The 12,494-nt window shown below is 56.1% G+C and carries 11 protein-coding genes; 3 read left to right on the top strand and 8 right to left on the bottom strand.

The annotated features are described in order from the left end of the window. Nucleotides 1-299: 299 nt before the first annotated feature. Genes hemG through pepQ form a run of 4 tightly spaced genes read right to left on the bottom strand, consistent with a single transcriptional unit; the run spans nt 300 to nt 4,283 of the window. Nucleotides 300-833 carry a menaquinone-dependent protoporphyrinogen IX dehydrogenase gene (gene hemG / locus AC0T7J_RS16675; RefSeq protein ID WP_473795382.1) on the bottom strand — a complete coding sequence of 178 codons (534 nt, stop codon included), beginning with the start codon at nt 831-833 and terminating at the stop codon, nt 300-302. A gap of 17 nt (nt 834-850) precedes the next feature. Further along, the gene (trkH, locus tag AC0T7J_RS16680; protein WP_109652913.1) at nt 851-2,302 is read right to left on the bottom strand and encodes a Trk system potassium transporter TrkH; all 1,452 of its coding nucleotides are present in this window, start codon (nt 2,300-2,302) and stop codon (nt 851-853) included. A gap of 32 nt (nt 2,303-2,334) precedes the next feature. Continuing rightward, nucleotides 2,335-2,952, bottom strand: coding sequence for an IMPACT family protein (locus AC0T7J_RS16685; protein WP_473795383.1), 618 nt, complete (start codon nt 2,950-2,952; stop codon nt 2,335-2,337). Beyond that, nucleotides 2,952-4,283 (bottom strand): Xaa-Pro dipeptidase, encoded by a 1,332-nt coding sequence (gene pepQ, locus AC0T7J_RS16690; RefSeq protein ID WP_473795384.1) that lies wholly within the window; start codon nt 4,281-4,283, stop codon nt 2,952-2,954. The genes AC0T7J_RS16685 and pepQ overlap by 1 nt, the downstream gene beginning before the upstream one ends. A 187-nt stretch (nt 4,284-4,470) precedes the next feature. Between pepQ and fadB the strand changes: the two genes are divergently transcribed. Both fadB and fadA read left to right on the top strand, forming a co-directional pair. After that, on the top strand, nt 4,471-6,654 hold the full coding sequence (fadB, locus tag AC0T7J_RS16695; protein ID WP_473795385.1) for a fatty acid oxidation complex subunit alpha FadB: 2,184 nt from the start codon (nt 4,471-4,473) through the stop codon (nt 6,652-6,654). Between the two features lie 10 nt (nt 6,655-6,664). Beyond that, on the top strand, nt 6,665-7,828 hold the full coding sequence (fadA, locus tag AC0T7J_RS16700) for an acetyl-CoA C-acyltransferase FadA (RefSeq protein ID WP_473795386.1): 1,164 nt from the start codon (nt 6,665-6,667) through the stop codon (nt 7,826-7,828). An 80-nt stretch (nt 7,829-7,908) separates the two neighbouring features. Here the strand turns inward: fadA and fre are convergent, their stop codons facing one another. The 3 genes from fre to pepE all read right to left on the bottom strand — a co-directional run bounded on the left by fre (nt 7,909) and on the right by pepE (nt 10,942). Continuing rightward, nucleotides 7,909-8,610 (bottom strand): NAD(P)H-flavin reductase, encoded by a 702-nt coding sequence (fre, locus tag AC0T7J_RS16705; protein ID WP_473795387.1) that lies wholly within the window; start codon nt 8,608-8,610, stop codon nt 7,909-7,911. Between the two features lie 41 nt (nt 8,611-8,651). Then, nucleotides 8,652-10,136 (bottom strand): 4-hydroxy-3-polyprenylbenzoate decarboxylase, encoded by a 1,485-nt coding sequence (gene ubiD / locus AC0T7J_RS16710; RefSeq protein WP_473795388.1) that lies wholly within the window; start codon nt 10,134-10,136, stop codon nt 8,652-8,654. Between the two features lie 80 nt (nt 10,137-10,216). After that, on the bottom strand, nt 10,217-10,942 hold the full coding sequence (gene pepE / locus AC0T7J_RS16715; RefSeq protein ID WP_473795389.1) for a dipeptidase PepE: 726 nt from the start codon (nt 10,940-10,942) through the stop codon (nt 10,217-10,219). Nucleotides 10,943-11,148: 206 nt separating this feature from the next. Here pepE and rfaH point away from each other — a divergent pair, with 206 nt between their 5' ends. Further along, nucleotides 11,149-11,637 carry a transcription/translation regulatory transformer protein RfaH gene (gene rfaH / locus AC0T7J_RS16720; RefSeq protein ID WP_010257230.1) on the top strand — a complete coding sequence of 163 codons (489 nt, stop codon included), beginning with the start codon at nt 11,149-11,151 and terminating at the stop codon, nt 11,635-11,637. Here rfaH and tatD read toward each other — a convergent pair. Beyond that, nucleotides 11,634-12,416 carry a 3'-5' ssDNA/RNA exonuclease TatD gene (gene tatD, locus AC0T7J_RS16725; protein ID WP_473795390.1) on the bottom strand — a complete coding sequence of 261 codons (783 nt, stop codon included), beginning with the start codon at nt 12,414-12,416 and terminating at the stop codon, nt 11,634-11,636. The genes rfaH and tatD overlap by 4 nt on opposite strands. Between the last annotated feature and the right edge of the window lie 78 nt (nt 12,417-12,494).

Raw genomic sequence — 12,494 nt, forward strand, 5'->3', positions numbered from 1 at the left:
TGATATCAATCCTGCGAGTGCCCACACAGATTGTCTGATAAATTGTTAAAGAGCAGCGCGAACAGTGCGTTAGCGTCCTGTCGCGAGGTGGCGTATATTACGCTTTCCTCCTGCAGAGTCAACCTCTTTTTCAGAAGTTTTTCTCCGGCGGCGCAGTCTCCTGTGCCTCTCAACCCGCTTTCCGTTGCCGGTGTTCCGTGTCGATGGAGGCGCATTATAGGGAGTTCGCGCAGGCTGACAAGTGTTTATTACGAAAAGATTATCGTTCGCAGTAATTTTCATCAAATCGCGCTATTTCGCTACGATTTGCCTGGTAACTGTGCAAAATCATTAGCAAAAGTGCTTACCTGCTGCCAGTCCGTGTACTCCACTTCTTTCGTCGAATCGGTCTCACCACCGGTCATGCGCATAATCAACTGGATCATGACGCGATCAAACCAGCGATAGCGCGGATAATAGAGCGCGCCTGCGAACACGGCGCAGCAATCAGGCTGCCACGGCGAGTGTGCCAGGAACTTCTGCGTATAGGCATTGGTTTCAGGAGAACGCTTCTCAGGTTTGCGCGCCGTCAGGTTCACCGAAAAGAAACCGCTGGTACGCTGCTGCAACTCATGAAGATGTTGTTTAACGAACTTATCGACGACCGGCTGAAAATGGCCGTAGCGGATAGAGGCACCCATTAACACGCGATCATACTGTGCCCAGTCAGGCAGAGTGGCATCCTGAATGTTCAGCACATCACAGGGTTGCTGCTGACGGATTACCTCAGCAATAGAAGAGGCAATCTTCTTTGTTTGTCCGTCGCGAGTGGAGTAGAGAATCAGCGCTTTCATGTCAGCATCCTTATTAATTATTCACGCCAGAAAGTAGGCGTGAACAGCACCAGCAAGGTGAATACCTCGAGACGCCCGAACAACATGGTGGAAATAAGAATCCATTTCGCCACGTCATTCATTGAAGTGAAGTTATCAGCTACAACCCCCAGGCCAGGGCCGAGGTTGTTCAGCGTCGCGGCAACGGCAGCAAAAGCCGAGAAGTCATCAACACCGGTAGCGATGATCGCCAGCATGCTGATCAGGAACACCAGCGCATAAGCCGAGAAGAACCCCCATACGGCTTCAAGGATACGTTCCGGCAGCGCCCGGTTGCCCAGCTTAATGGTGTAGACCGCATTGGGGTGAACCAGACGCTTAAGCTCACGGTTACCCTGCTTGCATAACAGCAGTATGCGAATCACCTTCAGACCACCACCGGTTGAACCGGCACAGCCGCCGATAAAGGCGGAACACAACAGCAGTACCGGCAGGAACAATGGCCAGCGTGCGATGCTGTCGGTGGTGAATCCCGCCGTCGTCGCCATGGAAACCACCTGGAAAAAGGCCTGGTTCAGCGTCTGCCAGCCACTGTCATAGACATTATGGAACCAGAGCACCAGGGTACAGATCAACACCAGCGTCAGCTGAACCCCAATAAACATGCGGAACTCAGGGTCGCGCCAGTACACCCGCAGATTGCGCCCGCTTAACATGGCAAAGTGCAGGCCATAGTTACAGCCAGAGATCAGCAGAAACACCGCCACGATGGTATTGATAGTGCCACTGTTAAAATAGCCGATACTGGCATCATGGGTTGAGAAGCCGCCAATGGCGATAGTCGAGAAACTGTGGCCAATAGCATCAAACGCTGGCATTCCCGCCAGCCACAATGCCAGCGCACAGGCTATCGTCAGCAGAACGTAGATCAGCCAGAGTGTTTTGGCCGTCTCGGCGATACGGGGTCGCATTTTATTATCTTTCAGCGGCCCCGGCATTTCAGCGCGATAGAGCTGCATGCCCCCGACGCCCAGAATCGGCAGTATCGCCACGGCTAATACGATGATCCCCATACCGCCCAGCCACTGCAGCATCTGCCGATAAAAGAGAATCGCCTTAGGCAACGAGTCCAGTCCCACCAGCGTGGTGGCACCGGTCGTCGTCAGGCCGGAGAAAGATTCAAAGAACGCATCCGTCACCGAAAGATGCGGCTGCTCGGCAAAGATAAAGGGCATCGCCCCTACGCTGCCCAGCACCGTCCAGAACAGGACGACAATCAGAAACCCTTCCCGCGGTTTGAGTTCGGTTTTCTTTTTGCGATTCGGCCACCACAGCAGCGAGCCGATCACCAGCGCCATCATAAAGGTCTGGCTGAACGCCCGCCCTGCGCCATCGCGATAAATCAAGGCGACAAGGCCTGGCAAAATCATCGTCACTGAAAAGAGGATCACCAGCAGACCGACTATGCGGGTAATGGCGCGAAAGTGCATTCAGCCGTTCCTTTAAATAAAAGAGATGAACATCATGGTGTGAGCGGGATCAGCGATAACGCGCCCCGACTAAAGTCTGACAGATTTTTATTGAACCCGTCGATCTGTCCGTAAGGTACAGCCAGCGTCAGCGCAATACGATCCTGAAACTGGCTGTCGGTCACCTTACCGTCAAAACGCTGTACCAGCCGTTCAATATCACTGAGCTGTGCATAGTCACATTGCAATGTGAACAGCTTCATCGGCACTTTGCGCTGCCGTGGCAGCTGCTTAAGACCCTGCTGGACGCCACCGCCATACGCTTTCACTAAGCCGCCGGTTCCCAGCATGATGCCACCGTAATAGCGCACTACCACAGCGGTAATCTCGCCAATATCCGCGCCCATCAGTTGCGCCAGCATCGGTTTCCCTGCCGTGCCCGAAGGTTCACCATCATCAGAGAAACCGAGTTGCTGAGAATCATTCGGTGCGCCCGCTACCCAGGCCCAGCAGTGATGCCGGGCAGTGGGATGCTCGCTTTTAACCTGCTGGACAAACGCGCGCGCCGCCTCTGCACCCTCGGTGTGCGCCAGTAGCGTAATGAAGCGACTCTTTTTTATCGTCTCCTCACTGCTACTCACTGGCACAGCGGGAATATCAAAGGCCTCCATCAGGCCAGATGCAGATCGCGGGTCATGTTCTCAACGCGATGCGCATGGATGACCACGTTATCCTCGATACGAATCCCGCCATAAGGCCGAAGTGCATCAATGGCCTGCCAGTTAAAGTGCTGACTGAAACGGCCTTCACGCAGCGGCGTCAGTAACGAGTCAATAATATAGAAGCCCGGCTCGATGGTTAATACCATGCCCGGTTGCAGCACACGGGTGCAGCGAAGATAAGGATATTGCGCTGGCGCGGCGAGATGGGTGCCCTGCTCATCCTGCATAAAACCGGCAACGTCATGGACCTGCAGACCCAGCGGATGCCCCAGGCCATGTGGCATAAACGGACCGGTCAGATCTTCAGCCACCAGCGCTTCTTCGCTGATTCCCTGAACCAGCTCAAACTTCAGCAACATCTTCGCAATACGCTGATGCATCTGAAGATGATAATCGGTGTAGCGTACGCCCGGTTTCAGCGTGGCTATCAGGGCCAGCTCTTCCGCGTTCATCGCCTCAACCATTCTGGCATAGAGCGAACTGCTCTGCGCCGCATAGCTGCGGGTCAAATCAGCGGCATAGCCAAGATACTCGGCACCCGCATCAATTAAAAAGCTGTGACGCTTAGCTGGCGGTTGATGATCCAGTCGCGTGTAGTGCAGCACCGCAGCGTGCTCATTCAGCGCAATGATATTGCCGTAAGGCACATCGGTGTCGCGATGACCGGTAGCGGTCAGATACGCCTGATTGATATCGAACTCGCTTAAGCCCGCCGAGAACGCCTCTTTCGCGGCGCGATGCCCGGCAACCGCCAGCTTCTGCGCCTGGCGCAGACAGGCAAGTTCATAATCAGTTTTGATGCTGCGATGGAAATGCAGGAAGTCGATCACCGCTTTGGGATTGATATTGCCGGAAGCGATACCGAGCTGAGACGCGCGCGCGTTAACCGGGCCGATATAGGCGACGTTATCACGCTGTGCAGGCAGCAACTGCGCAATCTCATCCGCATTTTTCAGGCCGATTACCTCGACATCCCCGGTCCAGAAGCTATCCGGCAGCGGTTCAACGTTATGCCAGTAATCCACCGGAGAGTAGAACCACAGTTTCGGTTTGTTCACCCCATCAATCCACAGCCAGCAGTTGGGCACCTGCGTCACCGGCACCCAGGCCTTGAACTGCGGATTCACCTTAAACGGATAGGTGTGGTCATCCAGAAACACCGTCAACAACTCACCGGAATGGATCAACATCGCATCCAGTTTGTTGCGTGCCAGCACCTGCTGCGCCCGTTGTTGCAACGTGGCGATGTGCGCGTGATACAAGGTTTTCAGTGAATCCATTGACGTCTCTCCAGTGTCGCGAAATGGCCGCAAGTTTAGCATACCCCTTGCGCAGATGCCGAAGTCGACGCGGCTGTGATCTTGTTAGCAAATAAGCAAAGAGCAGTTTGCAAAAAATTAACATCGCTCCCACACTCACGATCATCTGGTATGACCAGATCACCTTTCGCGGTTTCAGGAGACGCACATGCTCTACCAAGGCGCTAACCTTACTCTTCACTGGCTGGACGATGGCATCGCCGAGCTGGTTTTTGACGCTACAGGCTCGGTCAACAAGCTCGATACGCAAACTGTCGCCAGTCTGGGCGAGGCAATAGCTGTGCTGGAGCAGCAGCCAGAACTGCGCGGCCTGCTGCTGAGCTCCGCTAAACCTGCATTTATTGTGGGTGCAGATATCACCGAATTCCTTTCCCTGTTTGATGCACCCACCGAAAAACTGAGTCAGTGGCTGAGCTACGCCAACAGCATCTTCAACCGGCTGGAAGATTTGCCGGTTCCGACCCTGGCCGCCATTGATGGCTACGCGCTGGGCGGCGGATGTGAATGCGTTCTGGCAACCGATCTGCGTATCGCTACTGCGAACGCCCGTATTGGCCTGCCGGAAACGAAACTCGGCATCATGCCGGGATTTGGCGGCAGCGTGCGATTGCCGCGCCTGCTGGGCGCCGACAGTGCGCTGGAAATTATTGCGGCGGGCAAAGATGTCGATGGCAATGCCGCTCTTAAACTCGGTCTGGTCGATGCAGTAGTTGCCCGGGAGAAACTGCGTGAGGCGGGGATCATCATGCTTAAAGCCGCTGCCACTGATGGCAGCTGGCGCGCGCGCCGGGCCCCTAAACTGGCGCCACTGAAACTCAGCCCGATTGAAGCAGCCATGAGTTTCACTATCGCGAAAGCGATGGTGCTGCAAACCGCAGGCAAGCATTATCCCGCTCCGCTGATGGCAGTAAAAACTATTGAAGCTGCAGCCAGCCTTGGTCGCGATGACGCGTTGAAACTTGAAACCGCAGCGTTTGTGCCACTGGCACAGTCTGATGAAGCACGCGCGCTGGTCGGTATCTTCCTTAATGACCAGTACGTCAAAAGTCTGGCGAAAAAACGCGGCAGCGAAAGCGGCGCACCCGCTCAGGCGGCCGTATTGGGCGCAGGCATCATGGGTGGCGGCATCAGCTACCAGTCTGCGTGGAAAGGCGTGCCGGTCAGAATGAAAGACATTAACCCACAGGCGTTAACGCTGGGGATGAACGAAGCCAGCAAACTGCTCAATAAGCTGCTGGAACGCGGCAAAATCGACGGCAATAAACTCGCCAGTGTGATCGCTACTATCCAGCCCACGCTGGATTACGCCGGTTTTGACCAGGCTGATGTGGTGGTTGAAGCGGTCGTAGAGAATCCGCTGATCAAGGCCAGAGTGCTGGCGGAAACCGAACAGCATCTGCGTGAAGATGCGATTCTGGCCTCCAATACCTCGACCATTCCTATCAGCCAGCTGGCGCAGGCGCTGCAGCGCCCGGCAAACTTCTGTGGCATGCACTTCTTCAATCCGGTGCCGCGTATGCCGCTGGTTGAAGTGGTTCGTGGCGAGAAAACCAGTGAAGCGACCCTGAGTAAAGTGGTGGCATGGGCCAGCAAAATGGGCAAAACCCCGATCGTGGTGAATGACTGTCCGGGCTTCTTTGTTAACCGGGTGCTGTTCCCTTACTTCGCCGCTTTCAGCCTGCTGCTGCGCGACGGCGCCGATTTCCGTCAGATCGATAAAGTGATGGAAAAACAGTTTGGCTGGCCGATGGGCCCCTCCTGGCTGCTGGATGTGGTGGGCATCGATACCGCGCACCACGCGCAAAGCGTCATGGCTGACGGTTTCCCGGATCGTATGAAGCATGACTATCGTGATGCGATCGATCTGCTGTTCGATGCCGGTCGTTTTGGCCAGAAAAATGGCAAAGGCTTCTGGCGCTGGGAAGAAGATAAAAAGGGCAAGCTGACAAAAGTGGCTGATACCGAAGTAGATACGCTGCTGGAGCAGGTCTGTCAGCCTAAGCGGGTCTTCAGCGACGAAGAGATCCTGAATCGCATGATGCTGCCAATGCTGAATGAAGTAGTGCGCTGTCTGGAAGAGAAGATTATCGCCTCGCCAGCGGAAGCGGATATGGCGCTGGTCTATGGTCTCGGCTTCCCACCTTTCCGTGGCGGCGCTTTCCGCTATCTCGATACCCTGGGCAACAGCAACGTGGTGGATCAGGCCCGGCGTTATAGCGCGCTCGGAGGCTTATATGCCCTGCCTGCGCTGCTGGTGCAGAAAGCCCATCAGCATGAAAGCTGGTATCCCGCCGCCAAACCGATTGATGAAGCCGCGCTGAAAAGCGCCTGAGGGCAAAAAGATGGAAAATGTGGTGATTATTGATGCGGTGCGCACGCCAATGGGACGTTCAAAAGGCGGCGCCTTTCGTCACGTACGCGCTGAAGATCTCTCTGCGCACCTGATGCGCGAACTCCTGAGCCGCAACCCGGCGGTGAACCCGACATCACTGGACGATATCGTCTGGGGCTGCGTGCAGCAGACACTGGAGCAGGGATTTAATATCGCGCGTAATGCCGCGCTGCTGGCCGAAATCCCGCACTCAGTGCCGGCCACCACCGTCAACCGGCTGTGTGGCTCTTCAATGCAGGCCCTGCATGATGCGGCCCGCGCCATTATGGTCGGTGATGCGCAGTGCTGTCTGATCGGTGGCGTGGAGCATATGGGACATGTGCCGATGAATCACGGCGTCGACTTTCATCCCGGTCTGGGCCGTACCGTGGCAAAAGCAGCAGGCATGATGGGCTTAACGGCTGAAATGCTGGCGCGGATGCATCATATCAGCCGTGAGCAGCAGGATGCATTTGCCCTGCGTTCGCACCAGCGGGCCTGGCAGGCTACCCAGCGCGGGGACTTTGCAACAGAGATTGTCGCCACCTATGGTCACGACAGCGACGGCATTCTTAAACGCTATGACTTCGATGAGGTGATTCGCGAGGAGACCAGCGCCGAAGGACTGGCGGCACTCAAACCCGCCTTCGATCCAGCTAACGGCACCGTCACGGCGGGCACGTCGTCGGCGTTGTCAGATGGCGCGGCCGCCATGCTGGTCATGAGTGAATCACGCGCCCGTGAACTGGGGCTGACACCGCGCGCGCGCATCCGCAGTATGGCGGTGGTAGGCTGTGACCCGTCGATAATGGGCTATGGACCGGTACCGGCCAGCAAACTGGCATTAAAACGGGCGGGACTGAGTATCAGTGATATCGATGTATTTGAGCTGAACGAAGCCTTTGCCGCGCAGACGCTGCCGTGCATCAAGGATTTAGGTTTGCTGGAACGGATGGATGACAAGGTCAATCTGAATGGCGGCGCGATTGCGTTAGGCCATCCGCTGGGCTGCTCTGGCGCACGCATCAGCACGACGTTGCTGAATATTATGGAGCGACGCGACGCCCGTTTTGGCCTCGCCACCATGTGCATCGGACTGGGTCAGGGCATTGCGACCGTATTCGAGCGTCTGTAATACGTTGAGTCATACTTTGTCAGATTTACCCGCCGTAAACCGGCGGGTTTTTTCTGTCTGCTACAGGCTGCTACAGGGGATCAGATAAAGGCAAACGCATCGCCGTACATCTGTGACTCCACTGCGCCACGCTCGGCACAGAAACGATCGCGGGCAATCTTCGCCATCTCAAAACGTCCGGCGATGTAGATCTCATGCTCGCTCAGCGTACTGAAGTCCTGCATCACTGCCGTCAGTACCGTGCCTGAGCGGCCCTGCCAGCCCGCTTCAGGTTGCTCGACAACCGGGATCACCTTCAGGTTCGGGTGCTTCACCGCCAGCGCATCCAGCTCTTCCAGATCGTACAGATGCTTGAGCTCACGTCCGCCCCAGTAAATGGCGATATCGCGCTCTGGCTGTTCCGCCAGTGCAGTGAGCAGAATCGAACGGGCATAGGAGAAACCGGTGCCGCCTGCAATCAGGATCAGCGGCTTGCTGCTCTCTTCACGCAGCCAGGCATCGCCGTGCGGTATATCAACCGTGATCTGGCGATCGTTACGGATGCGATCCATGACGGCCATGGCATAGAGATTCAGATCGGACGCGCCGATATGCAGCTCAATGATATCTTTTTCCATTGGCGTTGAGGCCAGTGAGAACGGACGCTTGTCACGCTCGTCCATCACCACCATCAGATACTGTCCCGCGCGAAAACTGAATTCCGCTTCAGGGATCAGGCGAACGCGATAGACCGTGTCGGTAATCGCCTCAACCGAAGTTACTTTACAGCTTAACGTTGTCATGCGTTCCCTCTGTCGGGTCGTCTTTATGGTTGTGCTCGCCATCAACGCTGTGGCGGCTGATCAAAAATACCTAGCTCATCCCAGATAGCATCAATGCGCGCGGTGACCGCAGGATCTTTGACGATAGGTGTACCCCATTCGCGCTGCGTTTCACCTGGCCACTTATTGGTCGCATCCATCCCCATCTTCGACCCCAGCCCCGAAACGGGCGACGCGAAGTCGAGATAATCGATTGGGGTATTTTCCACTAATACCGTATCGCGGGCCGGATCCATACGCGTGGTGATCGCCCAGATCACATCATTCCAGTCACGCGCATTAACGTCATCGTCACACACAATAACAAATTTGGTGTACATGAACTGCCGCAGAAACGACCAGACGCCAAACATGACACGTTTGGCATGCCCCGCGTACTGCTTTTTAATCGTCACGACCGCCAGCCGGTATGAACACCCTTCTGGTGGCAGATAGAAGTCCACGATCTCCGGGAACTGCTTCACCAGAATCGGCACCAGTACTTCATTCAGCGCCACGCCCAGCACCGCAGGTTCATCCGGCGGACGGCCGGTGTAGGTGGAGTGATAGATAGGCTTATGGCGCTGCGTAATATGCGTAACGGTAAACACCGGGAAACTATCTACTTCATTGTAGTAGCCGGTGTGGTCGCCGTAAGGTCCTTCCGGCGCCATATCGCCCGCTTCGATATACCCTTCCAGCACGATTTCCGCACTGGCCGGCACTTCGAGATCGTTCGAGAGGCATTTCACTACTTCGGTTTTATTGCCGCGCAGCAACCCGGCGAATGCATATTCTGACAGCGTGTCAGGCACCGGTGTCACTGCACCAAGGATAGTGGCGGGATCGGCACCCAGCGCCACCGAGACCGGAAAACGCTCACCCGGATGCGCTTTCGTCCATTCCAGATAATCGAGCGCGCCGCCACGGTGCGACAGCCAGCGCATAATCAGCCGATTTTTGCCGATCACCTGCTGCCGGTAGATACCGAGATTCTGCCGCTCTTTGTGCGGGCCGCGCGTCACGGTCAGCCCCCAGGTAATCAGCGGTGCCGCATCGCCCGGCCAGCACTTCATCACCGGAATGCGCGTCAGATCGACGTCATCGCCGCTGAACACCTCTTCCTGACAGGGTGCATTGCGCAGGCGTTTGGTCGGCATATTCAGGACCTGCTTAAACTGCGGCATCTTATCGAACAGATCGCGGAAGCCTTTTGGCGGCTCCGGCTCTTTCAGGAAGGCCAGCAGTTTACCCACTTCACGCAGTGCGCTGACTTCCTCCTGGCCCATGCCCATTGCCACACGCTTTGGCGTGCCGAACAGATTGCACAGCACCGGCATGTCGTACCCTTTCGGGTTTTCAAACAGCAGAGCCGGGCCACCGGCACGCAGGGTGCGGTCGGCAATTTCGGTCATTTCCAGTTCAGGATCGATCGACTGGGTAATGCGCTTTAGCTCACCGCGCTGTTCGAGCAGCGCGAGAAAGTCTCTTAAATCGTGATATTTCATGCGGCTTTAGCTTTCCGGCCAGAGTGAATCGGCCATTATAGGTCTGATTAAGCGGTTATGCTGAGGTTTATATGACAGCGTCATACGCACTGAAAGGGAACCAGCGGTTGTAACGCGCGGGCATCGTGATACCCCTGAATCGGCTCGCCGTGGCGAAACAGTTTAAAATCTTCGTTTCGCACGCTGTGATAGCGCAGCTGATTGTCGTGAACGTGCAGAAAACTGCCTTCACGCAGTGCAATCACCGACTCAGTCGGATTCACAGCACAGAACTCTGCCAGCCGTTCGTCGCGGGTTTCGCCCATATGCCCGCTGACGCTGGCATCCAGATAGTGGGGATTAATCTGCACCGGAAAGAGTCCCAGCGCAGGCAGCACCACGCTGCTGCGCACCGGCATATCATTCGTGGTACGGATTGAGGGCGTCGCCACGTTGCAGCCTGCGCTCCAGCCGACATAAGGTACCTGCCGCTCCCGCACCGCGCGCTGAATCGCCCCGATCAGACCCTGCTCATGCAGCATCTGATTCAGGAACCAGGTGTTGCCGCCGCTAACTAAAATCAGCTCTGCCTGCGCAATCGCTTCAGCCGGTGAGGCGAATGCCTGAACCCGCTCTACCTGAATGCCCAGAGAGGCACTGAGTTCGGCAGCGCGTTGCTGCTGATCGCCACGAATAATCGCGTAGGGGATCAGTACCGCCGAGCGGATAGCGCGTCGGGCGATCATGGCGTGCAGCTGCGGCTGCGCATAGCTCAGCAGCGGCGCATCATCTGCCAGCTTGCCGTTGCTCAACAGAAAGAGTTCCATCAGAGGATCCTTTTGAAGATGTGATGGTCATTGAGTCTGATACAGAGCAATAGCAGACGTCAATTTTCAGTCACCTTTTCTGCTGCCATTGAGCATCTTAAGAAAAGTCTCAGTTTATTTTCTTTGCGGGACGCTTTACCCTGCCCCTGCGCTATAACTCTGGCAGCAGTTTTGCTATTCTTAGCGTCCATTCAATGGGAGCAGTTATGGAATCCTGGTACTTACTCTATTGCAAACGTGGACAGCTACTGCGCGCGAAGGAGCATCTGGAGCGGCAGGAAGTGCATTGCCTCAGCCCGATGATCGCTCTGGAAAAGATCGTGCGCGGTAAACGTACCACCGTGAGTGAGCCACTGTTCCCGAATTATCTGTTTATCGAGTTTGATCCGGAAGCCATTCACACCACGACGATCAGCAGCACACGTGGTGTCAGCCACTTCGTGCGCTTTGGCACGACGCCCGCGACCGTGCCTTCAGCCGTGATCGAAGCGCTGGAAACTGACGTTCCGCAAATCCTGCTTGACCCTGAAACGCCCCAAAGCGGCGATGAAGTGGTCATCACCGACGGGACGTTTGAAGGGCTGCGCGCCATCTTTGCCGAGCCGGATGGTGAAACGCGCTCGATTCTGTTGCTTAATTTGCTGAACAAGCAGGTGATGCGCAGCGTCGACAACAAGCAGTTCCGCAAGATTTAAGCCAGTCTGAATAACGTCCGCGCATTATGGTCGATGCGGGTCGCCAGTTCCTCAGCACTCTCACCACGCCATGTCGCCACCTGATGCACAATATGCGGTAAAAAGCAGGGTTCATTACGGCGCGAAGTCGGGCGTGGACGCATGTCGCGCGGTAGCAGATATGGGGCATCCGTTTCCAGCAGCAGGCGATCGGCCGGAATCAGTGGCAGCAACTCGCGCAACTCCAGACCACGGCGCTCATCGCATACCCAGCCTGTAATTCCTACCGATAATCCCATGGCCAGACAGGCTTCCAGTTCGTCACGCGTGCCGGTAAAGCAGTGGATCACCGCGCCAGGCAATTTTGGCAGCCAGGGCGCCAGCACTGCGGCGAAACGCGCATGGGCTTCGCGGCAGTGCAGAAAGACCGGCATATTGAGTTCCGCCGCCAGAGCCAGCTGCGCATCAAACGCATACTCCTGCTGCTCATGAGCCGACAGATTGCGATTGAAATCGAGTCCGCACTCACCGATTGCAACCACTTCCGGTTTTTCAGCCAGGCGACGCAGGGTGCTGGCAATGTCCGTTGACCATTCGCTGGCATGATGAGGATGGACGCCCGCGGTAGACCAACAAAAGCCCGGTTGATCCTCAGCCAGTCGCTGAGCCTGCTGGCTCTCCAGCGCGTTAGTGCCGGTAATAAGCATGCCGGTGACGCCCGCATCACGCGCGCGTTTAACCACCTTTTGCCGATCGGAGGCGAATTGCGTGCTGGTCAGGTTTACACCGATATCAAACATAATTTTTCCTACAGTTTATAAACAAAAACCGCCCATCAGGGCGGTTTGGATTGATCGCTTCCCGCCAGTGCGGGTAAA

The sequence above is a fragment of the Pantoea sp. E956-1 genome (assembly GCF_982223955.1).

Coding starts and splice junctions, on each gene's coding strand:
- hemG (WP_473795382.1), bottom strand. CDS start 833: ATGAAAGCGCTGATTCTCTACTCCACTCGCGACGGACAAACAAAGAAG.
- trkH (WP_109652913.1), bottom strand. CDS start 2,302: ATGCACTTTCGCGCCATTACCCGCATAGTCGGTCTGCTGGTGATCCTC.
- AC0T7J_RS16685 (WP_473795383.1), bottom strand. CDS start 2,952: ATGGAGGCCTTTGATATTCCCGCTGTGCCAGTGAGTAGCAGTGAGGAG.
- pepQ (WP_473795384.1), bottom strand. CDS start 4,283: ATGGATTCACTGAAAACCTTGTATCACGCGCACATCGCCACGTTGCAA.
- fadB (WP_473795385.1), top strand. CDS start 4,471: ATGCTCTACCAAGGCGCTAACCTTACTCTTCACTGGCTGGACGATGGC.
- fadA (WP_473795386.1), top strand. CDS start 6,665: ATGGAAAATGTGGTGATTATTGATGCGGTGCGCACGCCAATGGGACGT.
- fre (WP_473795387.1), bottom strand. CDS start 8,610: ATGACAACGTTAAGCTGTAAAGTAACTTCGGTTGAGGCGATTACCGAC.
- ubiD (WP_473795388.1), bottom strand. CDS start 10,136: ATGAAATATCACGATTTAAGAGACTTTCTCGCGCTGCTCGAACAGCGC.
- pepE (WP_473795389.1), bottom strand. CDS start 10,942: ATGGAACTCTTTCTGTTGAGCAACGGCAAGCTGGCAGATGATGCGCCG.
- rfaH (WP_010257230.1), top strand. CDS start 11,149: ATGGAATCCTGGTACTTACTCTATTGCAAACGTGGACAGCTACTGCGC.
- tatD (WP_473795390.1), bottom strand. CDS start 12,416: ATGTTTGATATCGGTGTAAACCTGACCAGCACGCAATTCGCCTCCGAT.